Raw genomic sequence first — 23664 nt, 5'->3', positions numbered from 1 at the left:
AGAAACGTATTATGGCAGCTTATACAGCCGCTCAAGTTATGACGGCAACCCCCGTTGTACCTGTGATCGTAGTGGACAGCGCAGAGCAAGCAGTGAATCTAGGTAAAGCCTTGGTTGCTGGCGGTGTTCCTGTGCTTGAAGTCACCATGCGTACCGAAGCTGCGTTAGAGGCCATCACGGCCCTACGCAAAGAAGTGCCTGATGCTATTGTGGGCGCAGGTACTGTATGTAGCCGTGAGCAGTACGTACAGGCGGTGGAAGCAGGGGCGCAGTTCATCATCAGCCCTGGGGCAACTCCTGATCTATTGAAAGTAGGTAAAGAGTACGACATTCCATACCTACCAGCGGTGGCGACCATCTCTGACATCCTATTGGGGATGGAGTACGGTTACGACCATTTCAAATTCTTCCCAGCGGAAGTTAATGGTGGCGTGAAAGCGTTGAAAGCGTTTGGTGGTCCATTGCCTCAGATCCGTTTCTGCCCTACTGGTGGGATCGGTGCGAGCAACTTCAAAGACTACCTAGCGCTAGATAATGTGCTATGTGTAGGTGGTTCTTGGATTGTGCCAACGGATCTTGTCCGTGCAGGTAAATGGGATGAGATTACTGAGTTAGCCAAATCTGTTCAGTAATCGTCCTGTTAGATAGATTTTAAAACGCCTCGCAAACTAAATTTTGCGGGGCGTTTTTGTTTGTATGGCCGAAATAATTGGCTTTAAATTATGAGCGTCGATAGTTGGGATTCACTATTAGAGCTTTTGTGGGATTCAGAGTTACACTAGCTTAACGCTCACAAATGAGCCCAGATCATAATAACAATGCCACCAGGAGGCCCTGTGAAGATCGCAATTTTGGACGATTATCAGGATGCAGTGAGAACTCTATCCTGTTTTGAGTTATTAAACGCTCATCAAGTGAGCGTCTTTAATGATACCTACCCTGAAGCAGACTTGATTTCGAAGCTGCAAGACATTGAAGCCCTTGTGTTGATCCGAGAGCGGACCGTGATTACCGAAAATCTACTTGCCAACTTGCCTAATTTAAAAGTCATTAGCCAAACAGGTAAGGTGAGTAATCATATTGATCCAGAAATGTGTGAGCAATATGGGGTTAAGGTGTTGGAAGGGCGTGGTTCTCCTGTAGCACCTTCTGAGTTGTGTTGGGCATTGATTATGTCTGCTTCTCGCCATTTAGATACCTATGGAGCACAACTACAACAAGGGAATTGGCAGTCCTCTCAAGGTCGTGGCTTAGGTCGCACTCTTAGTGGTCTGACGCTGGGGATTTGGGGCTACGGTAAAATTGGCCGACGTATTGCTCAATACGCCAAAGCGTTTGATCTGTCAGTGTTAGTTTGGGGCAGCGAAGGTTCGCGACAACAGGCTCAGGCGGATGGTTTTCAGGCGGCGGAGTCCAAAGAAGCATTTTTCGCCACAGCGGACATAGTGTCCTTACATCTGCGTTTAAATCAGGTGACGCAATACTGTGTCACGGCAGAGGATCTGCAGGCGATGAAACCGGACGCCTTGTTCGTTAACATCAGTCGTGCGGAATTGGTGGCACCTAATGCGCTGTTGGAGGTCATGACTGCTGAACCAAGCAAGATGGCGGCGATCGACGTGTATGTGAATGAGCCAGCCACCCCAGCTAATGAACCTTTATTGGCATTACCTAATGTGGTGGCAACGCCACATTTAGGCTATGTGGAGAAAAATAGCTATGAGCTCTACTTCCGCTTAGCCTTCGAAAACATCTTGGCATTTGAACAGGGCGCAGCTTAGGCGCCCTGAGTGTTCACCTGACCTGTTAGGCGAAGCGCTTTTGAAGGTATTGGATGATCTCGGAAGATTCGTATAGCCATTGGACCTTCCCGTCTTGTTCAATGCGTAGGCAAGGCACTTTTACTTTTCCACCTTGTTGCTCTAGTTCAGTACGGTATTGGGAGCCTTCTGATGCGCTGCGCTTCTCAATTGGAAGATTGAGTTTATACATGGCTCGGCGTGTTTTAATGCAGAACGGGCAAGCAAAGAATTGGTACAAGGCCATTTGATTGGCTTCAATGTTGACCGCTTGCTGTTGCTCTGGAGAGCGTTTTTGTTTTGTACCGCGAGTGAGGACATCTGCTAGAGCGATGATGCCCCCAAGCAGATTGCGAAGTAGTTTAATCATGAATTTCATAAAAGACCTGTGTTAACTAGGTGGATTCAGCTGAATGATGGTGGGCATTTTACCTACGGTAGGAAGCTTCCTCAATTGTTGAAATAATTACGACGGAATTAGGCATACACTATAGTCATTAGCTTTTGGTAATCTATTTGCCATGGGTATGATTTATTATCAGAAACGAATAGCGGCACGTTAATGTGTCTGTTTTTAAAACATGAGAAGGGAACGAACATGAAAGTATTGGCTTTTGCTGCAACGAACCACAAAGCATCCATTAACAAACAATTGGTCACCCATGCGGCAAATCTGCTTGCTGCAGACAAAGGTGCGGAAGTAGAAATTCTAGATATGAATGACTACGAATTGCCTTTGTACAGCATTGAACGCCAAACGGAGGATGGCATGCACCCATTGGCGCAGCAGTTCTTCGATAAGATTGGCGCGGCGGACGCAGTATTGATTTCGTTTGCTGAGCACAATGGTTCTTATGCCGCTGTATACAAGAACTTGTTCGATTGGGCGTCTCGTATCGACATGAAGGTCTACCAAGGCAAGCCAACCGTATTGCTATCTACTTCTCCTGGCTCTGCGGGAGCTAGCAACGTATTAGCTGGGGCGGTTAACTCAGCGGGCTTTTTTGCGATGGATTTAAAGGGCAGTTTATCTGTACCGTCTTTTAACGATAATTTTGATGTGGAAAAAGGCGAGCTGACTAATCCTGAGTTAGCGGCAGAATTGAAGAAAATCTTAGCAAGCGTATAAATACGGATTGCTAAAAAAGGGAGCCAATTGGCTCCCTTTTTTTGTGTATCAATGTATCAAGGAAAGATTAAAGGTTTTCTTCTGCGAACTCTGCCAGACGGCTACGTTCAATACCATTAACGTGCATGATGCTGGTGTATTTAAACCCTTTACAGCGTTCCACTAGGTACGTGAGACCTGAAGTGAGGGGGGTGATGTATTTGTTATCAATCTGTGCCAAGTTGCCAAGAACGATAATTTTGGAATTGGCGCCGATGCGGGTGACGATGGATTTAAGTTGAAATTGAGTGAGGCCTTGGGCTTCATCCACTATGATCAACGCATTATTAAAGGAGCGACCGCGCATAAAGTTTAGCGATTTGAACTGAATGTTGGCCTTTTGTTTTACGTAATCAATGGAGCTGACCGCATGCTCATCACTGCCATGGAGTACTTCTAAGTTGTCATCAAAGGCCGCCAACCATGGGGCCATTTTCTCTTCTTCCGTACCAGGCAAAAAGCCGATGTCTTCCGCAAGGGGCGGGGTAGATCGAGCGACAATGATTTTATTGAAGCGCTTTTCTTCCATGGTGACATGAAGGGCGTAGGCCAATGCTAATAGGGTTTTACCTGAGCCTGCTGGTCCTGTCATGACCATCATATCGCTGTTGTCATGGCGTAATAAGTAAAAGGCCATGGCCTGCTCTAAGTTGCGCGGTTGAATGCCCCAGAAGGACTGATGCATGAGACTCTGGCGATTAATGTCCAGTACATAGAGGTAAGTTTCATCAAGGTTAACGATAAAGCCTGTGAACTCCTCATCATCCACAATGAACATATTTAAATACAAGGTCGGTAATTCGTCTTTCTTGATCTTGTGAACCGTATGCGCTCCATGAGTTTCTGTATGGACATCTGTAATATGGCCCCAGAAAGTCCCTTCAATGTGGACATAACCCTTGTTCAGTAAGTCCACATCGTCGAGCACTTTGTCTTTACGGTAGTCTTCAACTCGCTCAAGGCCAGAGCCCTTGGCCTTAATGCGCATGTTAATGTCTTTGGTCACTAGGCAAACGGAGGCTCTTGGGGTGGTGGCTTGTAGGCTCAAGGCAACGTTGATAATACGGTTGTCATTGGCGTGGTGGTGATTGCCGTTAAGGAAGGGAACGTTGTCGAGCTGGGTGATTTGTTGGTCGGGGAACACCGCAAGGGTGCCGGTGGCTTTTTGTGCCTGTTCTGATTCTGGGGCATGGATAGGGACCCCTGATTGCAGCTCTTTCGGACTGGCATCACCGACCATTTTGTCGATGATGTTGATGGCAAGTCGTGCTTCTCGACTTACGTCTTTATCTCTTCTGTCTTTTATTTCATCAAGCTCCTCCAATACCGTCATGGGAATGACCACCTTGTGCTCGGCGAAGGAATAAATCGCCATTGGGTCGTGAAGTAATACATTGGTATCTAGAACATAGATTTTTTCCATAGTACTTCTCTCCTCTACATAGAGATAAATAATCCATTAGATGAGCGGGTCGTGGGAAGTGCGTAGGACGTAACAATGAGTTGGAAGTGTTCTGTTTAAGTTGTGGGTGAATGGTGCCAACAATGGCGCGAAGAAAGCTGTGAGAGGCAGGGCTCTCGATGGGGAAACTCTTTGCTTGGTCATTAACTACGTTTACTACCATATACGACAAGCTACTCTCTTTGAGTAATGAGCGTACTTTGAGTGTATGACAAAAATAGGGCGGATGGGAATAAAAAAAAGCCACCAGGTGCTGGTGGCTTTTTTGAGTGTTGGCTTTAGACGTTTGATTATTCGTCTAGGAAGCTACGTAAGTGTTCAGAACGGCTTGGGTGACGTAGTTTACGCAATGCCTTCGCTTCGATCTGACGAATACGCTCACGGGTAACATCGAACTGCTTACCGACTTCTTCAAGTGTGTGGTCAGTGTTCATATCGATACCGAAACGCATACGCAATACTTTTGCTTCACGGGCTGTCAGTCCTGCAAGCACCATGGTAGTAGACTCTTTCAAGCCTTCAATGGTGGCCGTATCGATTGGAGATTCTGCGCCATCGTCTTCGATGAAATCACCTAGGTGCGAATCTTCGTCGTCACCGATTGGGGTTTCCATAGAGATCGGCTCTTTGGCAATCTTCAATACTTTACGGATCTTGTCTTCTGGCATGTCCATGCGTACTGCCAATTCTTCCGGCGTTGCTTCACGGCCCATCTCTTGTAGCATTTGACGAGAGATACGGTTCAGCTTGTTGATCGTTTCGATCATGTGTACCGGAATACGGATAGTACGCGCTTGGTCTGCAATCGAACGTGTGATCGCCTGACGAATCCACCAAGTTGCATAAGTAGAGAACTTGTAACCACGGCGGTATTCAAACTTATCAACCGCTTTCATCAAACCGATGTTACCTTCTTGGATCAAATCCAAGAATTGTAGGCCACGGTTGGTGTACTTCTTCGCAATGGAGATAACCAAACGTAGGTTGGCTTCCACCATTTCTTTCTTCGCACGGCGAGCACGGGTCTCACCGATAGAGATGCGACGGTTAATTTCTTTTAGCTCAGGAATGCTTAAACCTGTGTCTTTAGAAATACCGCGAAGTTTACGTTGACAGCGGTTGAATTCAGCTTGGTTTTCTTCCAAACCAGCTGAGTAATTCGTGCCAGCATCGATGCGCTCTTGTAGCCATTCAGTGTTGGTTTCGTTGTTCGGGAAACGTTTCAAGAACTCAGTACGAGGCATGCCCGCTTTACGAACACACAATTGCATGATCAAACGCTCTTGCTCACGTAGCTTGTCCATACGTGAACGAACGCGGTCGATAAGATCTTCAAACAATTTCGGAGCCAGTTTAATTGGCGCAAACATAACGCTCAATTCTTCTTGCTTCTCAGAAACTTGCTTAGAGTCGCGACCATGCTTTTCGATCAAGACAAGAACTTCGTCATTTAGACGGCGGATTTCATTGAAACGTAAAGCTGTTTCTTCTGGGTCTGGGCCGCTTTCTGTCTCGTTCTCTTCTTCGCTAGAATCTTCGTCATCATCACTGTCTGAGTCAGATTCATCTGATTCCGTTTCTTCCGGTGTGTTGTCTTCTAGTTCTTCAAAGTAAGGCTCTTCGCCATCGCCATCAATGAAGCCGCTGAAAATGTCGCTCAAGCGGCCTTCTTCTTCGACGACACGGTCGTAGGTGTTGATCAATAGATCAACGGCACCTGGGAAGTAAGACAGGGCTGCCATAACTTCACGGGTACCTTCTTCGATACGTTTCGCGATTGCAATTTCACCAGCACGAGTTAGAAGCTCTACGGTACCCATTTCGCGCATGTACATACGCACAGGATCGGTGGTGCGGGTCACATCACCTTCTACAGCGGCTAGGGCTGCTGCAGCTTCTTCTGCTGCATCGTCATCGGTTGAATCGCCTTCTTCCATAAGAAGGTTTTCTTTATCGGGTGCGTATTCAGAAACCACGATGCCCATGTCGTTAATCATGGCAATGATTTCTTCAACCTGCTCCGGATCAGAAAGGTCATCAGGCAGATGGTCGTTAACTTCCGAGAAAGTTAAGTAACCTTGTTCTTTACCTTTGGCGATCAGCTCTTTAAGACGTGACTGTTGAGTGTCTGGCATTCGACAACCTATCATTTAGAAATTCGTTGGGAGTTTAGCAAGCGGCGGATTATAACAAAAATTCCGGATTTTATCCAGATATCCTACCTTTTTTTGGCCGAAAATTAGTCAATAATTATGACTTCTTCTTCCGTAGCTGCTCCATTAGAGCACGCAGTTCTTGCTGAGTTTCTGTACTGTTTATGGCGTCATTGCCTCGGGTTTTCAACCGTTGAATACTAGAATTTAATCCAAGTGCCTCAGTTTGTTCTTCAATCATGTCGAGAACCTCCTGTTTGGCATTGGTTATCTTCTGTTTAGTGGTGGCGTCCGGGTGATTTAACAAGCCGTAAATCGTATCCAGCAGTACTTGATTGCGCTCTTGATAAAGCAGGTGTCCAGTATTGTGCTCAGGGTACTTATTAAAATAACGCCAAACACGGCTAAAGGCTTGGCGGTCTGGGGTGTCTCCAGCCAAAAGGGGATCAGGCACATCAATGTCTCGGGCAATGGAGGGGTGCATCAACAAGCAAAGGGTAGCGTGTGCGATGCGGCTCAGGCCTGCTTGAAGAGGGGCAAAGGTCGGACCGTCGTCTTTCTGCCATTTTCCTTTGTTTTGCCACTTTCCTTTGCCTTTGAAGCTGCCTTTTGAGTCGAATCCCTGTTTCCCTTGATAACCCCCAGATTGATCCATGGGCATATCTTGGTAGGGCGCGTGTCCATCATCGTAACCGTGGGGCTCATAACCATCATCGTAGCCATAAGGTTCATAATCATGTGACACTTGCGGTGCATGATTTGAGTTGGTTTGCGGTGCTGCCGGATGACGTGGTGTTGGCGCATTGGCTGTCAGTGTTTCAGAGCTTAGTCCCGATTGGTCTGATAGTTGTTTCACTAGCAGGGAGCGAAGGGTGACTTCCTTGGGGATGCTTTGAATCAAAGCCATAGCATTCTGGGTAAACTGGGCTTCCCCTTCTTCGTCTCCAAGGGTGACAAGGGATCGTGCATGTTCAAACAAAACATGGGCCAATGACGAAGAATCGTCTAGACGCTCAAGAAATGCTTCTTTACCGGTTTTACGGACCAGTGAATCGGGATCTTCCCCTTCCGGTAGGAATAAAAAACGCACCTGTTTGCCATCTTGTATAACGGGCAGAGTGGCCTCTAGTCCTCTTATAGCGGCAGCGCGACCAGCTTTATCTCCATCGAAACAAAGAGTTACCTTATCCACTAACTTAAAGAGTTTCTTAAAGTGCTGACTGTTTACCGAGGTGCCAAGTGTGGCTACAGCATTGGTGATGCCATGTTGTGCCAGCACGATCACATCCATATAGCCTTCAACGACTATGATGTGATCCAGGGTGGTGGTGTTTTGTTTCGCCTCGTATAAACCGTAAAGTTCGAGGTTCTTATGAAAAACTGGGGTTTCTGGTGAGTTTAGATATTTGGGTTTTTCGTCACCAAATGCTCGGCCACCAAAAGCAATAACCCGCCCACGAGTATCGCGGATTGGAAACATGATGCGATCACGAAAACGGTCGTAATATTGCCCAGCTTGGTCTTTTTTCTCTATGAGCATGCCGCCCTGGAGTAGCTGCTCTTGCTGCTCGGCCCGAGGGCCGATGGCTTTGAGAAGGTTGTCCCAGCCTGGAGGGGCGAAGCCTAGGCCATAGACTTTCGCAATCTGACCCGATAAGCCTCGCTCTTTGGCCAGATAGTCTTTGGCCTTGTCTTTGTGTGAGCTTTCTAACAGCTGACGCTGGAAAAAAGTCGCACTTTCGCTGAGGCGTTTGAGTAGTTCGGCGTTTTGTTCATAACGATCTGGCGCACCTTGCTCTCGGGGCACTTCCATGCCAGCGTCTTTGGCAAGTACTTCAATGGCTTCCACAAAGTCTAGGTGATCATGCTCCATGACAAAAGAAATGGCGTTGCCACCAGCACCGCAGCCAAAGCAATAATAGAACTGCTTGTTCGGGTTTAAGCTAAAAGATGGCGTTTTTTCGTTATGAAAAGGGCATAAGGCAGAGTAATTTAAGCCCGTCTTTTTAACGGTGATGCGAGACGCAACCACATCGGTAATGTCAGTGCGAGCTAATAGCTCGTCGATGAACTGGTCTGGAATACGTCCCGCCATAAAGGTTGCCTTAGCCTAATAGGGCTTTTACTTGTTTGCTAACCACTGACATGTCGCCGCGGCCTTGAACTTGTGGCTTGACGATAGCCATCACTGCGCCCATTTGTTGCATGCTGGAAGCACCAGTTTCTTCAATGGCGGCTTTGACAATGGCTGTCACTTCTTCGTCACTCAGTGGCTGTGGAAGGAACTCAGCGATCACATCCATTTCTTTCTTTTCGGTTTCCGCTAGGTCTTCACGTCCGCCGTCCATAAATTGCTGATAAGAGTCTTTACGCTGCTTTACCATTTTGTCCAAAATGACCAGTACACGAGCATCATCAACATCGATACGTTCATCTACTTCAACGCGCTTAATTTCTGCTTGAATGGTACGCATGATAGTAACGCGCTCTTTCTCTTTGGCGCGCATAGATGTTTTGAGTGCATCGGAGATCTGCTTTTTCAGTTCTGACATCGTTGTCTTCCTCAAGGGTAATAATCGTTTTATTGAAGCAAAAAAAATCGGCTAGTTGTAGAACTAGCCGATTCTTATCGTAAAGCGTATATCTCTACGGCGTATTACAACTTGCTCTTAATGGAGCAAAATGTAGTCGCTTAGTACAAGCGTTGGAATTTCTTCTGCTCGCGAGATACTTTCTTAGCGTGACGCTTAACAGCAGCCGCTGCAGCGCGCTTGCGAAGAGTTGTTGGTTTTTCGTAGCACTCACGACGACGAACTTCAGCAAGGATACCTGCTTTTTCGCAAGAACGCTTGAAGCGACGTAGTGCAATGTCAAATGGCTCGTTATCTTTAACTTTAACTTGTGGCATATCTAATTACCTATAAATTTTTTACGTTTAGTAATCACAAAACGGCGCGAATCATACCGATTTTTTCATCATAAATACAATGGTACGAGCCGTAATGCGTGGCTGTAGTGTTGTATCTAAAGTTTGATTAAGTTGTCTCTTTAGATATTTAAGGTCTTTTTCTGGGGTGTCCCTGCCTGTAGCCTGTAGGGAGAGGGGGACGGTAAAAAATCACCTGCCTATTATTTAAACGATAAAAACGGGGCGCATTATAATGTAATGCCCATCATCTGTCCAACCCTTTGTATTTTTTATCGACTTAATAGACTGCCATCAACTTATGGATACGTTACAATAGGCCATAAATCTTACCGCGTAGGAATACCATGAAAGTTTTAGGTCTAGAGACGTCCTGTGACGAAACCGGAATCGCCATTTATGACACAGATAAAGGGCTACTCACCCACAAAATTTATACCCAGATCGCACAGCATGCGGAGTACGGTGGTGTGGTGCCTGAATTGGCCTCTCGCGACCATGTACGCAAAACTCTGCCACTGATTGAAGAAGTCTTAGCGGACGCGAATTTGAAGAAGTCAGATTTGGACGCTATTGCCTATACTTCAGGCCCAGGGCTGGTCGGAGCCCTAATGGCGGGTGCGACGATTGGTCGTTCTTTGGCTTACTCTTTAGGCATTCCGGCGTTAGGCGTGCACCATATGGAAGGTCATTTGTTGGCCCCTATGCTGGAAGAAAAGCAGCCTAAAATGCCATTCGTTGCCTTGCTGGTGTCTGGTGGACATACTCAGCTCGTGCGTGTGGATGCTATTGGTGAGTATAAGTTACTTGGGCAGTCTCTGGATGATGCGGCTGGGGAGGCTTTTGATAAAGCGGCAAAAATGATTGGTTTGCCGTACCCGGGTGGTCCATACATTGCGGCTTTGGCGCAAAAGGGAAATCCAGATGCAGGGATTAAATTTCCTCGCCCTATGACAGATCGCCCAGGGTTGGACTTTAGTTTTAGTGGCTTGAAAACGGCCTTTTTAACAGCTGTTCATGATGCTTTGGATAAAGAGGCTTTTAACGATCAGTTTCAAGGGGATGTGGCTTTGGCCTTTGAGCAAGCCATTGTCGATACCTTGGTGATCAAGTGTCGTCGTGCACTGGAGCAAGAAGGTCTAACCCAGTTGATTATTGCGGGGGGAGTCAGTGCCAATAAACGCTTGCAGTCTCAATTGGAAACTCAGCTAGCAAAAATCAACTCAAGTGTTTTTTACGCCCGTCCTGAATTCTGTACCGATAACGGCGCCATGATTGCCTATGCGGGTGCCCAGCGCTTGTTGGTTGGGCAGTCGTCGCCTCTGAATCTATCGATTCGTGCCCGCTGGCCCTTATCTGAATTGGAAAACGTAAATGGAGCAGCGCAATGATCTTGGATACCGTCTTTATTGAAGGGTTGCATACCCGTGCTGTGATTGGTGTGTACGAATGGGAAAAAGAGATTTGGCAAGATCTTGTCTTTGATATTGAAATGGAACACGATAATCGAGTGCCGGCTATGGACGATGATCTGAGTAAAACCCTAGATTACGAAGCCATTTCCAACGCCATCATCGAGTTTTGCCGCACGAAACAGTTTGAGCTTATTGAAACGTTGGCAGAACGCTTATGTGCACAGCTGATCGAAGTCTTTAATCTGACGACCATCACTATGACCTTAAGAAAGCCTGGGGCTGTGCCAGCAGCTCGTGCGGTAGGCGTAAAAATTCGCCGTACTGCATAAGGTCCTTTCAATTAGCGCCAGTTTTGGATTCCTTTGACTGGCGCATCATTTCTTCCCATTTTGCTCAATAAGCGGGTTGCTTAACCTAGCCAATGTTTCAATGCGCGTGCGCTTTAAAGCTTCCCCTAGTTCCGCTCCAGCATAGCCTTGCTTCATAAGGGCTTGGGCATTAATACTGGCAATGCTCGATCTAAGGCTCAGCCAGTCAGCCAAGTGTGTTTTGGTGAGTTTAGCTAGGAGGGTGGCTAGCTTTTCATAGGGTTGGGGCTTCTTCACGGCAGCCACTCGCGTTAGCCAAGATTCCCATGTTTCAGCGGTTAGCGGTAATGCACAGTGCTCTAAAAATTCACGACTTTGCTCACTGAACCAAGCATATTGGTTTGGTGCTCTGAGATGAGAATTTAGCTGCGTCAGGGTGTCTAACGGCGTGTTATGGGTGATCAGTGCCCAGCGGCTGTGTTTGTCCCAATTGGGCGCAAGCGGCTCACTGGTATAGCAAAGCCCTGGAAACAGCTCACTTAAAGCATGGCAGGATTGCAATACATCAAAATAGACATGGGGGTGATCGCTTAACAAAGCCTTTTCGGTTTCCCGCCAGACCCGCTCAGGTGTTAGGGTCGAGAGCTCACCTGAGGCAGAGATTTGCTGCATTAAAGCCATCGTTTCAGGGGCAATGCTAAAACCAAAACCCGCGAACCGTGCCATAAAACGAGCCACTCGTAATACCCTTAATGGATCTTCTACGAAGGCATCGGATACGTGTCGAATGATGCGATTTTCTAAATCCTGCTGACCACCAAATGGGTCGATCAAGTCCCCGTCTTTACTTTTAGCAATGGCGTTAATGGTTAGATCTCGGCGTTCTAGATCTTCTTCCAATCGAATATCAGGGGAGAAATCACAGATGAAGCCGGTATAGCCGGCTCCTTGCTTACGCTCTTTGCGAGCGAGGGCGTATTCTTCTTTGGTGTCAGGGTGCAGGAAAACAGGGAATTGCTTGCCCACTTGTTGGTAACCTTGGGCAAGCATTTGCTCGGGAGAGGCGCCTGTGACGACCCAGTCTTTGTCTTTTACGGTGAGTTTGAGTAGCTCGTCTCGAACGGCTCCGCCGACGAGGTAGGTGTTTGGCGTGGGGGCCATTACTGACCCAGCTCACATTGCTCAGGGAACATGGCGCTCCACTGGCTAAAGCCACCGTTTAATGAATAGACTTCTTGAAAGCCTTGGGCGGCAATGTATTCTGCTGCACCTTTACTGCTATTGCCATGGTAGCAACATACAATGACTGGCTTGGCCTTGTCGGCAGTGTCGATGAACTCTTGCACATTATCATTATTAAGGCTTATAGCATTGCTCATATGACTGGTGGCAAAGCTCACCGCATCACGGATGTCTACGATGATTGCGTCATTTTCGATGATGGCCAGGGCGTCATTCACGTCAATACAGGAATATGTGCTCATGTTTCTCTCAAGTTAGGTTACACGGGGTGCTGAAGCGAGTATTGTCTTCCAGTCTCATGGCGGTAAGTGTGCCGCCCCAAACGCAACCAGTGTCCAATGCATGGAAATGGCTGTGTTCAGTCACACCTTCGAGTGCGGCCCAATGGCCAAAAACAACTCGTGTATCGGGTGGAAGCTGACTGGGGAAGGTAAACCAGGGCGCGTAACCACTACGTGCCGTATTCGGACCTTCTTTGGACTTCAAGTCCAGCTTGCTGTCGGCGCGACAGAAGCGCATTCGGGTAAGATAGTTTGTGATGGCGCGAAGGCGATCCATACCGGTAAGTGCTTCTGACCACTGACTCGGCTTATTACCATACATGACCTGTAAAAAATCCTCTACTTGATCAGACTGCAGCATGGTCTCTACTTCTTTGCTTAGGCGAAGGGTGTCGTCTAAGGTCCAGCAAGGAGGGACACCTGCATGGGTCATTACAACGTTTAATGACGGGTCATAATGGCATAAGGGTTGTGATCTGAGCCAATTGAGCAGATCGTCTCTGTCACTGGCGTTAAGGATACTGTGTACTGTATCGCCACGTTTTAGATCGGCAAAGCCATAGGAAACAGCGATTAAATGCAGATCATGGTTGCCAAGTATGACCTTGGATTTGTTACCTAGGGAGCGGATAAAACGAAGGGTTTCAAGGGACTCATCACCGCGATTAATCAGATCCCCAGCAAACCAAAGTTCGTCATTATTTGGGTTATATTGGATTTGCTCAAGCAGCTTTAGTAGCGGCGTAAAGCATCCTTGTATGTCACCAATTACATAAGTAGACATGGGAAACCTTAATGAACTTTGTTGGGCACCGCCAAGGTAAATGGCGGAATAGGAGCGTCAAATTCAATGCCGTCTTCGCTTAAAAAACGGTAACTACCATGCATGGTGCCAACAACGGTGTCGATCACTGTACCGCTGGAGTAGTCGTAGGATTCACCTGACTCCAAGTTCGGATACTCACCAATGACACCTGCGCCTTTCACTTCTTGGGTTCGTTCATCGCCATTGGTAATGATCCAATGGCGTGACAAGAGTTTAGCCGCGCGGGTACCGCAATTGGTCATGGTAATGTGGTAAGCAAACACATAACGGTCATCGTCTGGGACAGATTGCTCTGAGAGGTACTCTGTTCTAACGGTGACAACGATATCGTGTTCTTGCATGCATTAATCCTTATTGCTTAGATGGTTGGCAATGTTAACAAAGTCTTTTACGTCTAAACGCTCAGGGCGCAATGTTGGATCAATTCCGAGTGCTTCAAAGTCGGCATCATTAAGCACGCCTTTGTAGTTGTTTCTCAAAGTCTTGCGACGTTGTTGAAAGCCGATTCGCACACTGTCTTCTAACTGTTTTAAGTCCTCGGCCACATAAGGCAAGGTCTTATGTGGTGTCATACGCACAATGGCGGAATCCACTTTTGGTGGTGGATCAAAGGATTCAGGGCCAACGATGAATAGATTGTCCACTTGACAGTAATACTGTGCCATAACACTTAAACGTCCGTAAAGATTATCCCCTGGACGTGCCGCAAGGCGATCAACGACTTCTTTTTGCAACATAAAGTGCATGTCGTCAATATGATCAGCAAAACTGAGTAAGTGGAAGATAAGCGGCGTAGAAATGTTATAAGGCAGATTACCGACAACACGAATGTTGCCTTGTTCGGTCAAGCTCAGGAAGTCAAACTTCATGGCGTCTGCTTCGTGAACCACAAGGTCTGGGTAACGGAACAAGTTAACCCGCAAAATTGGAATCAGATCCCGGTCCAATTCCACCACATCCATGCGTTTGGTAACGCTGATAATGCCTTCCGTTAGGGCGCCTTTACCGGGGCCGATTTCAACAATACGTTGACCTTCTTTTGGGGCAATACAAGCGACGATGCGGCGAATGATCCCAGCATCATGTAAAAAGTTTTGACCAAAGCGTTTTCTGGCTTTGTGAGGGTGTGATTTGCTCATTTAGATACTTTTTTGGGCGTTATTTGCCATGGTGATGGCATTTTCGATGGCAACTTTTAAACTGCCATCACTTGCTTTTCCTGTTCCGGCTAAATCAAGAGCCGTACCGTGATCAACGGATGTTCGGATAATGGGAAGCCCTAATGTTATGTTCACAGCATTCCCGAATCCTGAGTACTTTAACACAGGAAGCCCTTGATCGTGATACATAGCGAGGACACAGTCTGCTTCTTCAAGGTATTTTTGCTGAAAAAGAGTATCGGCAGGGAGTGGACCGATTAACGTTAGGCCCTCACTGCGTAGCTCATTCAAAGTAGGAATGATAACGTCGATTTCTTCTCTGCCTAGGTGACCATCTTCCCCAGCGTGCGGGTTAAGGCCGCATACGAGAATGCGTGGTTGGTCGCAGCCAAAACGGGTTTTGAGATCCTGATGGAGTGCTCGAGCCACGGTTTTAAGTGTCTCTGGGGTAATAGCAGCCGCAATGTCTTTTAGTGGTAAGTGAGTGGTTACTAAGGCCACACGCATGGCTTGACTTGCCAACATCATGACCACTTGAGGGCTGTTACAAAGATGTTGGAAAAATTCTGTGTGGCCAGAGAAGTGCTCTCCAGTTTCACATAGCACCCCCTTGTGAACCGGAGGTGTCACCACTGCATCAAAGACACCGTCTAAACAGCCTTGCCCTGTGATACGTAAGGTTTCGAGCACATAGGGAGCGTTAGCTACATTTAATGTGCCCGCTTGAACTGTTTCACCCAGTGCAGTAGGCCATATTTGAACCGTGCCAGGCTGATGAGGCGGCAAGGCCTCGAGAGAGCTAAGTGTGCGGATCTGAGCGGGAATGCCTAGGGCTTTGGCCCGTTCAGAAAAGACTCCAGGATCACCAACGACTACCAGTTTTGCATCGAAAGATGCTTGTAGAGCTCCGAGAACAATATCAGGGCCAATCCCTGCTGGCTCTCCTGAGGTGATGGCAATAGTTGGTTGAGTCACTGGGTCATCCACTTAGTTAATTGCTTTGCGTTCAATGAAAGAGTCTGCACGTAGCTCAGATAGCCAGGTTTCGATGACGAAGTCGCGCTTCTGTGCAATCAAAGCTTGCTCTGCGTTTTTACGTTGCACTTGTTCACTGATATCAGTCTGACGGCGGCCGTCAACGGTCAAAATGTGCCAACCAAACTGAGAACGGAATGGGGTACTGATATCGCCCACGTCAGTAGTATTCATGACTTGCTCAAATTCCGGCACCATGGCACCTGGCGTTACCCAACCTAGGTCACCCCCTTGAAGGGTAGAGCCTTGGTCTTCACTGTAAGATTTGGCTAATTCAGCGAAGTCTTCACCATTTTGCAAACGCTTGTAGAGTTGTTCTGCAAAAGCTTGGGTTTGTTGATCATTACGGATTTCGTTTGGTCGAACCAGAATATGGCTGACTTTGGTTTCTTGCTGGTAGGCTTCATTATTGGATTGTTTTTCCACTACCCATAGTAAATGAAACCCTGCGTTACTTTGCAGTGGGCCGATCAAAGGGCCCTTTTGAGTTTCAATGGCTTGGGTGAACAGGCGAGGTAGCTCATTGGCTTTTCGCCAGCCTAGGTCTCCCCCTTGAATAGCAAATTGGCCTTCAGAGTTGGCGATGGCTTGATTAATGAAGTCTTGCTCAGAGTTAATGTTTTGAGCGATCTCGTCAATCTTGGCGCGAGTCTCTTCAAGGTCTGTGGCTCGAATAACGATATGACGAAGACGGTATTCGTCTTTGCGATTGCTTTTTTGAGCCTGGCGATCTAAGAAGTCATCGATCTCTTGCTCAGTGATGGAAATGCGAGACTGCACCACCTGCTGGCGAGACTTACCGATTAGGATTTCATTTTCAATCTGTTGGCGGTATCGGGAGTAGTCGATGCCTTGCCCTGACAGAATGTCCCTTAGACCTGCGATGTCCGTTTGGAAGTTGGAAGCCACACTTAAAATGGCGCGATCCACTTCACCACTGCTGGCGCGAATCCCAAGCTTACGTGCGTAATTCACCTGCATGGCTTCTTCAACCAGCTGGTTAAGGATTTGGCGGCGGATGGTGTCGGTTAACACTCCACCAGGGATACGATCTTTAATTACTTGAAAACGGTTGTCTATGTCGCTGCTCAAAATGGCTTTTGAGTCGACGATGGCTACAATGCCGTCAAGCTTTTGCGGTGCGGCGGATGCCGGGACCGATGCCCAAATAAAAGTACAGAGGAAGAGTGAAAGAATAAATTTATACATCATTAGTATCCGACTTTGCCTGCGTTCCAGTAGTCATTTGCAATGCTTGAGGTGTCTGAGTTTTGTCGTCCCACACCACTTAAACTACGTAAAATAAATTGTAAATAAATGCCTTCGTCGTATATGCCGTCATCGTCTCGCCAGCGCTGGTGGCTAAGGGACACTTTAACACAGCAGTTTTCATACCCGAGTCCATTCACTTTTTTGGTTTCTTCTTCATCTAGCCAATCATAGGTTTGCTGGTGAAAGAGGTGCCAGTTTTCGTTCAATGGGATGATGGTGGAAAAATTAGACTGCTTAGTCATTTCATCATCATCTTCATCGTACACGTATGAGAAACTAAGATTTAACACAACGCCACTGTCAGGCGTGTATTTCATAGCAGTTTGCGCAAGATCTACACGTTCTTGATCCAAATCGTAGTTAAAGTTATTGGTCAATGTGTAGGTGTCACCATTATAAGAAGCGGAGGTTAAGATCGCACTGCGCTTATCATTGTCCACCACTTCGCCCGTATCCCCATCAATGTCCACCCGACGGTCTTTCATGTAAAACACCTGCCCGCCGCGAAGTGTCCAGCGATTCACGTTGTTGGTGTCGTAAAAGCGACTTTCTAACCCCAGGGCGATTTGCTCCGTGTCACCGATACGGTCATTACCGCTAAAGCGACTGTGAGAAAACGCTTGGGAGTAGGTCATGGTGGCTTCACTTGCGTCAAAATCCGGGATATCAGACTGCTCAACGTAAGGAGAGTTCAAGTAGGTTAGGCGCGGCTCCAATGTTTGGCGCCAGCGGTTAGCCAAGGAACGCTCAAATATTACGCCAGTGTCTAAATAATAGGACAGGTGGTTTACATCTGTGGTTTCGTCACTATTGGTGTTGTAGCGGTGTAAATCATAAGTTCGGTACTGGTGAATCGCACCGACTGTGATGTTGCCCCAGGAGTTGTTGCCGCTGATGCTGAAGTCTTGGTTTAACGCCGAACGTTTACCGTCTACATCGTCTTCTTCTGGATCATAGAAATCGGTAAATTGCACATCCGGTGAGTAGCTAAACGTGGGATCAGCATACCGGTACGAAGCGTTGACTCGAGGGAGCCATTCTAGAGGTTTTTCTTCGTCCGGATCAGGGGTTTGATACTGGCGTACCTGAATATCCGTGCTGAAGTTGTCATAGTTATAACGGGCGTAGGTGCTACGTTCGTAATTATCCTTTTCACCTAAAGATGTGGTGTTGATTTCAGGTGTTTCGTCAGGGGTTGGGTTGTCCTCTAAATAAGTACCGATACTGAAGTTATCAGTAAGCTGCTGATCTGAGGTCAGTTTACGTAAAGTGGCTTCATTGCCCGCGTCATCGTAATAGGTTGATTGCTCGAAAGTAGTTTCTCCCCACTGACTCAGATGACGAAACTCTACGTCAAGGCCATAGCCATTATCATCACTGCCATGGGGAATGGGGCCAGGTCCCATTCGAGTGGTCACATTTGGTGTGATGGTGGCATCGTAATTCGGCGCTAGATTCAGGTAAAAAGGTGCTGATAAGGCGAAGTTATCATCCCCATCGTAGGAGAAAAATGGGAATAGGAAACCTGTTTGACGACGGTTATCGATCGGGAAACGTAACCAAGGAAAGTAGAAAACTGGAATGTCATCAATGCGAATCTGAACATGCTTGGCGGTACCAAAACCACTGTTGGGGTTTAGCTCAATGCTGGTTCCGTAAAGCTGCCAGCTGATGTCACCAGGTTCACAAGTGGTGTAGAAGCCTTCTTCAATAAACACAACACCATCTTTGGCTCGGGTGATTTGTGCCGCTTCACCACGTATGCCTGAACTGTGGCTGAGGAATTTGGCATCGTCAAACTGAGCTGTTTGATTCGCTTCATTGCTGCTAAGGAAGGCGGAGGAACTACGAATGAGTTGATTCTCAGCTCTTAGCACCACATTTCCATCTGCTTTATAGTACTCGTCTGGTACCCCTTGAATCCTGTTGGCGTCTATATTGGAGTCGGGTTGCCGAAGACTGGCCGCCCCTTCCATATGAATCGTGCCTTGCTCGTCTCGATAAATAAGATCCGCTAGTAAGGTGGTGTTTTCTCCATCAGAGACTTCCCAACCATCAATATAACTGCCGCGACAGTATTGATTTAAGCTGGCTTGCTGTTGCGGTGTCAGAGATTCTCTCGGCACCCAGTCCCATTCATTCGCCTGTGCAATAGGCAAGATGAAAAGACTTTGAAATAATAGCGCGTAATAGCGTAAATGCTTTGGCATGCAGGGTATACTAAATCTTTTTAGGTGCCAGTTAACGCTCTAAGCGCGGCACGAATTAAGTCAATGTTGACGACAAATAATAATCTATGCGCCCCCTATGGGGCTACCAATTCTGGAGAATTATCTTTATGTGGAAATGGATAGGGGCAATCGTTGGAACCTTGTTTGCTGGTTTTTTCGGCACGATAGCTGGGTTTATTGCCGGAGCATTCATTGATCGAGCTAAAGGAAACCAGCTCGGTAACCGACGTACGGGCGCGTCCATGGCAGAACAACAGCAAGTGTTCTTCCAAACCCTATTCCAATTGATGGGGCGTTTGGCGAAATCTGATGGTCGCGTAACTGAGGCAGAGATCGAACTGGCGAAGGCGGTCATGCAGCGTCTTCGTTTGACTCCTGATGCCCAAAGACAGGCGCAAGAGCTATTCAATCAAGGTAAATCAGAGAGTTTCGATGTGGAAGCAACCTTGGCGCACTTTAATCGTGTGGTCGGCTCTCGCTTATTAATGCGTTCTATGATTGAAGTTTTGTTGTTATCTGCATACGCCGATGGCCACTTTAGTCTGGAAGAGAAAACCCTGCTGGGCAATATCTGCGCTCAGTTGGGCATGTCTCAAGCTGAATTTGAAAGTATCCACGAACAGGTTAAGCGCCAAGCTCATTTTCACCAGGGCTACCAGCAACAAGGCGGTCATGGGAGCTCCTCTCCTGACCTGTTAAAAGCAGCCTACGATGTGTTGGGGGTAACCGAAGATATGAGTGATGCTGAGATTAAGAAAGCTTACCGCAAGCTGATGAGTCAGAATCACCCTGATAAGTTAAGCTCAAAAGGTTTGCCAGATGAAATGATTGAATTGGCAAAAGAGCGTACCCAAGAAATTCAATCGGCTTACGAGCTGGTTAAAAAATCCCGCAAGTAGTTTGCTAAAGACACCCGCTGGTTAGTCCAGCGGGCTGTCAAAGAACAACGACTTTTCAAATTCTGGCAGCTCTTTGCGTTGGTTCCTTTGCACCGTGTTCTGCTTTAAAAACCCCCACACCCTCTGCTCCAAACGTTTGTCTCCCGTTGCATCATAGCGGGCATCAGGCACTGCATTAATTTGCACATAGTTCTGATTACGTACGGTACGTTTATTCGCTGCGGATTCGCGCATACGGGCAAACTGATGGGCGCGATAGGTGTGGTCAAAATAGTAATCTAATACCGATAAGCGCAGGCGTCGGATTTCTTGGCTAAATTGGAAATCTGTCATGGGAGCGATAGTTCGCGGCTCAATGAGGATTAATGCTTGTCCAGAGATATTGTTCTCCGCCGCATATCTCAGAGCATAGGCTGCTCCAGTACGATAGCCTAAGTAAGCCACCTGATTGTAACCCTTTTCTCGAATCCGTTGCTGAGCTGCGTTGATACGGGCAAAAACTGTCTCTTCATTGGGCAGGGCAACGGAGGTATTGTCACCGTCAATGTTAGCGACTTCTGGCGTGGTTAATGCCGCTCGGTCTTCCACGTCAGGAATTTCGATGGATAGGGTGCACCAACTGTGCTCGGGCAAGCTGTGGCGTAAAGGCGAAATCACTTGAGGCCAATCCGGGTGGCCGTGATCATTATGCAACATCAGTAAACAGCCTTGAGGGTCGCCACTGGCGGACTCTTCAAATAAGCCTAAAAACGATTCGCCATTGGCTTCAATGGTTTCTATTTCGTGGGCACGGTTCGTCGATAAGCGTTCAATCAAACCATTAATTCGAGTCTGTTGTGCTGAAGGCATGACCCGTTGCTCGTTTGCCTCGCCTGTTACGGGTGGGGATGCTGGCGCATCGCCTTCTTCCGCCGCCCAAAGAAGTGGGGGCGCTAACAGAGCTAGGGTGATCGTAAGGGTTAATTTCTTCATTGATTTCAATACTTATGCACTATGGCTTGTTAAGATACGATGCAAATAACATTCTGTCATTGCCGGAGCGAAATATGAAAGATTTTCTTATTGCCCCCTCGATTTTATCCGCTGACTTTGCCCGTCTTGGGGAAGAAGTGGACAACGTATTGGAAGCTGGAGCGGACATTGTCCACTTCGATGTGATGGATAACCACTATGTCCCCAACCTAACCATTGGGCCAATGGTGTGTAAGGCTTTGCGCAAGCACGGTGTCACTGCAGATATTGACGTGCATTTGATGGTAAAGCCCGTGGATCGTTTAATCGGCGACTTTATTGAAGCCGGTGCCAGCTACATTACCTTCCATCCACAGGGCAGTGAGCACATTGATCGTTCTTTGCAAATGATCCGTGATGGGGGCTGTAAATCTGGTCTGGTGTTTAACCCTGCAACCCCATTAGACGACCTGAAGTACGTGATGGATAAGGTGGATATGATTCTACTGATGTCAGTTAACCCAGGTTTCGGTGGCCAAAAGTTCATTCCGGGAACTTTGGATAAGCTCCGTGAAGCCCGTCGTCTGATCGACGAAAGTGGTTATGACATCCGCTTAGAAGTAGACGGTGGTGTCAGTGAAAACAACATTGCTGACGTAGCGGCGGCCGGTGCAGATACCTTTGTCGCGGGCTCTGCCATCTTTAATAAGCCAGATTACAAAGCGGTCATTGACCAGATGCGCAGTGAATTGGCGAGCGTAAAACGATGAAAACCCCGCAACATCTAAAGAGAATGTTTGATGGGTGGCCAGATCTGGTTTGTTTTGATCTGGATGGCACCTTGGTGGACAGCGTCCCTGATATTGCTAACGCGGTGGATAAAGCCCTTGTGTCTCAGGGGGCAGCCCCAGCAGGGGAAGAGCAAGTGCGAGGGTGGATTGGCTTTGGCTCCCCTAAGCTAATTCGCCAAGCCATGGAGTGGGCCAGTTTAGATGAAGGCTTGTACGAAGACATGTATAAGGTGTTTTTGCAGGCCTATTACCAACACCTTGCTGACGACTCCACTCTCTACGCAAATGTTGAGTCCTTACTTAAGGCATTTAAACATCAAAACGTTCCCATTGCGTTAATTACCAATAAACCCAGTGTGTTTGTAAAACCTCTGTTGGATCATTTTAATATTTCAAACTACTTCAGTTGGATGCTTGGTGGTGATTCTTTAGATGAGAAAAAACCATCGCCAATGCCTTTGCTCCATTGCGCCGAAGATGTGGAAGCACAGCCCGAGCGTTGCTTGATGATAGGTGATTCCCAAGCGGATCATAAAGCGGCCCGTGCGGCAGGTTTTAAAAGTGTCTTGGTGACCTATGGCTATAACCATGGCATGGACTTGACCACATTAGAGCCGGATGTGCTGATTGATGACTTGGCAGAGTTGCTGATGTAATGAGCCCTAAAAAAGCCCACCAATAGGTGGGCTAAAGGTCACCTGGGAGCTAGGAACTTGAGTTCGCAAGTGACGGAGCAGTTAGGGCTAATCTAGTTGGCGTATTGATCTAGGTTCTCAGGTGTCACCAGTTCAAATGGGATCCAAATGTTCCGTTCTACCGACTCTCCTTGTGACATCTGGTAGGCAGATTGCACGGCCACTTCACCTTGTTTGGTGGCATTTTGGAACACTGTAATATCCAGTTGACCTGTCTGCATGGCAATTAATCCATCTGCCGTGGCATCGATGCCGGCAATCACGACACTGTCCATGGATCGACCGCTGGCCTCGATGGCTTGAATGGCACCAAGGGCCATTTCATCGTTATTTGAAATCACCGCATCGTATTCAATACCCGAAGTAATCCAGTTGGTCATCAGGTCGTAGGCTTGTGTACGAGACCAATTGGCTACTTGTTTTTCTTCGATGGAAATCCCTGAGCATTCTGGTCTAGAAAGTACTTCTTCAATGTCTTTGGTACGGGTATGCGCTGCGTGATTTTCCAATGGCCCCATCATCACTAGGGCTTTGCCTTTGCCCTCTAATAATCGACAGACTTCAACGGTCTGTAAGGTGCCGGAGTCTAATTCGTTAGAGCCCACAAAGGACGCATTGTCTGGCAGCATATTAATGTCGATTGGTGGATGGTTGACGTAGACCAATGGGATTCCTGCTTCTTCTGCCATCTGCGTAATGGTGGCGGTAGTGTCACCGTCTACGGCGTTGACAACGATGCCGTCTACGCCACTGGCGATGAAACTTTGTACTTGGTTGAGTTGGCGACCTATGTCTAGGTTAGCGTCTTCAAATTGAATGGAAATGTCTGGGTTTGCTTTCTCGGCCTGCTTCATGCCTTCCATTAAAATATCTAGAAAAGGGTTGTCGAAAGAGGTCATAGTCACGCCAATGTTGGCTCCATGGACTGGTAAGCTGATGGTGCTGACAACCAAGGCGGTTTGGATTAGGCGTTTGTGTGCATTTCTCATAAGTTCGTCCTTTGAGTTTTATTATCGTTAACAAGGCACTGCTTGCGAAGAAAGCGAGACA

24 protein-coding genes are annotated in these 23664 nt (G+C 47.4%); 8 read left to right on the top strand and 16 right to left on the bottom strand.

Annotated elements, in window-relative coordinates; translation table 11 throughout:
* Positions 1–11: 11 nt before the first annotated feature.
* Together ACZ5DR_RS01500 and ACZ5DR_RS01495 are read left to right on the top strand one after the other, a co-directional pair.
* Positions 12–632, top strand: a complete 621-nt coding sequence (locus ACZ5DR_RS01500; RefSeq protein ID WP_377364574.1) for a bifunctional 4-hydroxy-2-oxoglutarate aldolase/2-dehydro-3-deoxy-phosphogluconate aldolase — start codon at positions 12–14, stop codon at positions 630–632.
* A gap of 204 nt (positions 633–836) precedes the next feature.
* Complete coding sequence (locus ACZ5DR_RS01495; protein ID WP_377364576.1) at positions 837–1781, top strand: D-2-hydroxyacid dehydrogenase family protein; 945 nt, start codon at positions 837–839, stop codon at positions 1779–1781.
* Between the two features lie 25 nt (positions 1782–1806).
* On the opposite strand, the gene ACZ5DR_RS01490 is transcribed toward ACZ5DR_RS01495, so the two are convergent.
* Positions 1807–2169, bottom strand: a complete 363-nt coding sequence (locus tag ACZ5DR_RS01490; protein ID WP_377364578.1) for a glutathione S-transferase N-terminal domain-containing protein — start codon at positions 2167–2169, stop codon at positions 1807–1809.
* Between the two features lie 228 nt (positions 2170–2397).
* On the opposite strand from ACZ5DR_RS01490, the gene ACZ5DR_RS01485 reads away from it, so the two are divergent.
* Positions 2398–2928, top strand: coding sequence for an NADPH-dependent FMN reductase (locus ACZ5DR_RS01485; RefSeq protein WP_377364580.1), 531 nt, complete (start codon positions 2398–2400; stop codon positions 2926–2928).
* Positions 2929–2995: 67 nt separating this feature from the next.
* Here the strand turns inward: ACZ5DR_RS01485 and ACZ5DR_RS01480 are convergent, their stop codons facing one another.
* The 5 genes from ACZ5DR_RS01480 to rpsU all read right to left on the bottom strand — a co-directional run bounded on the left by ACZ5DR_RS01480 (position 2996) and on the right by rpsU (position 9490).
* The gene (locus ACZ5DR_RS01480; protein WP_377364582.1) at positions 2996–4390 is read right to left on the bottom strand and encodes a PhoH family protein; all 1395 of its coding nucleotides are present in this window, start codon (positions 4388–4390) and stop codon (positions 2996–2998) included.
* Positions 4391–4719: 329 nt separating this feature from the next.
* Positions 4720–6564: an RNA polymerase sigma factor RpoD gene (rpoD, locus tag ACZ5DR_RS01475; RefSeq protein ID WP_377364584.1), complete on the bottom strand. Its 1845-nt coding sequence runs from the start codon at positions 6562–6564 to the stop codon at positions 4720–4722.
* 115 nt (positions 6565–6679) lie between these two features.
* On the bottom strand, positions 6680–8677 hold the full coding sequence (gene dnaG / locus ACZ5DR_RS01470) for a DNA primase (protein ID WP_377364586.1): 1998 nt from the start codon (positions 8675–8677) through the stop codon (positions 6680–6682).
* Positions 8678–8687: 10 nt separating this feature from the next.
* The gene (locus ACZ5DR_RS01465; RefSeq protein ID WP_377364588.1) at positions 8688–9134 is read right to left on the bottom strand and encodes a GatB/YqeY domain-containing protein; all 447 of its coding nucleotides are present in this window, start codon (positions 9132–9134) and stop codon (positions 8688–8690) included.
* Between the two features lie 140 nt (positions 9135–9274).
* Positions 9275–9490 carry a 30S ribosomal protein S21 gene (gene rpsU, locus ACZ5DR_RS01460; RefSeq protein ID WP_377364590.1) on the bottom strand — a complete coding sequence of 72 codons (216 nt, stop codon included), beginning with the start codon at positions 9488–9490 and terminating at the stop codon, positions 9275–9277.
* Between the two features lie 365 nt (positions 9491–9855).
* Here rpsU and tsaD point away from each other — a divergent pair, with 365 nt between their 5' ends.
* Positions 9856–10899, top strand: a complete 1044-nt coding sequence (gene tsaD, locus ACZ5DR_RS01455; RefSeq protein ID WP_377364592.1) for a tRNA (adenosine(37)-N6)-threonylcarbamoyltransferase complex transferase subunit TsaD — start codon at positions 9856–9858, stop codon at positions 10897–10899.
* Entirely contained in the window at positions 10899–11252 is a 354-nt protein-coding gene (gene folB, locus ACZ5DR_RS01450; protein WP_464543904.1) for a dihydroneopterin aldolase, read from the top strand. The genes tsaD and folB overlap by 1 nt, the downstream gene beginning before the upstream one ends.
* A gap of 45 nt (positions 11253–11297) precedes the next feature.
* Here folB and ACZ5DR_RS01445 read toward each other — a convergent pair whose 3' ends face one another.
* The 8 genes from ACZ5DR_RS01445 to ACZ5DR_RS01410 are packed head-to-tail and all read right to left on the bottom strand — an operon-like array spanning position 11298 to position 19257.
* Complete coding sequence (locus ACZ5DR_RS01445; RefSeq protein ID WP_377364596.1) at positions 11298–12392, bottom strand: multifunctional CCA tRNA nucleotidyl transferase/2'3'-cyclic phosphodiesterase/2'nucleotidase/phosphatase; 1095 nt, start codon at positions 12390–12392, stop codon at positions 11298–11300.
* On the bottom strand, positions 12392–12715 hold the full coding sequence (glpE, locus tag ACZ5DR_RS01440; protein WP_377364598.1) for a thiosulfate sulfurtransferase GlpE: 324 nt from the start codon (positions 12713–12715) through the stop codon (positions 12392–12394). The genes ACZ5DR_RS01445 and glpE overlap by 1 nt, the downstream gene beginning before the upstream one ends.
* Before the next feature lie 7 nt (positions 12716–12722).
* Complete coding sequence (locus tag ACZ5DR_RS01435) at positions 12723–13538, bottom strand: symmetrical bis(5'-nucleosyl)-tetraphosphatase (protein WP_377364600.1); 816 nt, start codon at positions 13536–13538, stop codon at positions 12723–12725.
* 8 nt (positions 13539–13546) lie between these two features.
* Complete coding sequence (gene apaG / locus ACZ5DR_RS01430; RefSeq protein WP_377364602.1) at positions 13547–13921, bottom strand: Co2+/Mg2+ efflux protein ApaG; 375 nt, start codon at positions 13919–13921, stop codon at positions 13547–13549.
* A gap of 3 nt (positions 13922–13924) precedes the next feature.
* A complete protein-coding gene (gene rsmA, locus ACZ5DR_RS01425; RefSeq protein WP_377364604.1) occupies positions 13925–14719 on the bottom strand; it encodes a 16S rRNA (adenine(1518)-N(6)/adenine(1519)-N(6))-dimethyltransferase RsmA in 795 nt (264 codons plus the stop codon).
* Entirely contained in the window at positions 14720–15715 is a 996-nt protein-coding gene (gene pdxA / locus ACZ5DR_RS01420) for a 4-hydroxythreonine-4-phosphate dehydrogenase PdxA (protein ID WP_377364606.1), read from the bottom strand.
* Positions 15716–15727: 12 nt separating this feature from the next.
* The gene (locus ACZ5DR_RS01415) at positions 15728–16987 is read right to left on the bottom strand and encodes a peptidylprolyl isomerase (protein ID WP_377364608.1); all 1260 of its coding nucleotides are present in this window, start codon (positions 16985–16987) and stop codon (positions 15728–15730) included.
* The gene (locus ACZ5DR_RS01410) at positions 16987–19257 is read right to left on the bottom strand and encodes an LPS-assembly protein LptD (protein WP_377364610.1); all 2271 of its coding nucleotides are present in this window, start codon (positions 19255–19257) and stop codon (positions 16987–16989) included. The genes ACZ5DR_RS01415 and ACZ5DR_RS01410 overlap by 1 nt, the downstream gene beginning before the upstream one ends.
* A gap of 128 nt (positions 19258–19385) precedes the next feature.
* On the opposite strand from ACZ5DR_RS01410, the gene djlA reads away from it, so the two are divergent.
* Positions 19386–20177 carry a co-chaperone DjlA gene (gene djlA, locus ACZ5DR_RS01405; RefSeq protein ID WP_377364611.1) on the top strand — a complete coding sequence of 264 codons (792 nt, stop codon included), beginning with the start codon at positions 19386–19388 and terminating at the stop codon, positions 20175–20177.
* A 21-nt stretch (positions 20178–20198) separates the two neighbouring features.
* Here the strand turns inward: djlA and ACZ5DR_RS01400 are convergent, their stop codons facing one another.
* Positions 20199–21149, bottom strand: a complete 951-nt coding sequence (locus ACZ5DR_RS01400; RefSeq protein WP_377364613.1) for a DUF3530 family protein — start codon at positions 21147–21149, stop codon at positions 20199–20201.
* Positions 21150–21223: 74 nt separating this feature from the next.
* Here ACZ5DR_RS01400 and rpe point away from each other — a divergent pair, with 74 nt between their 5' ends.
* A complete protein-coding gene (rpe, locus tag ACZ5DR_RS01395; protein ID WP_377364615.1) occupies positions 21224–21898 on the top strand; it encodes a ribulose-phosphate 3-epimerase in 675 nt (224 codons plus the stop codon).
* On the top strand, positions 21895–22575 hold the full coding sequence (locus ACZ5DR_RS01390) for a phosphoglycolate phosphatase (protein WP_377364617.1): 681 nt from the start codon (positions 21895–21897) through the stop codon (positions 22573–22575). The genes rpe and ACZ5DR_RS01390 overlap by 4 nt, the downstream gene beginning before the upstream one ends.
* Before the next feature lie 92 nt (positions 22576–22667).
* On the opposite strand, the gene ACZ5DR_RS01385 is transcribed toward ACZ5DR_RS01390, so the two are convergent.
* Positions 22668–23603 (bottom strand): sugar ABC transporter substrate-binding protein, encoded by a 936-nt coding sequence (locus ACZ5DR_RS01385; protein ID WP_377364619.1) that lies wholly within the window; start codon positions 23601–23603, stop codon positions 22668–22670.
* Positions 23604–23664: the final 61 nt, after the last annotated feature.

Source organism: Marinomonas vaga, assembly GCF_055388305.1.
Note: the sequence above shows the minus strand (reverse complement) of the source record. Positions and strands in the feature narration are given on the sequence as shown.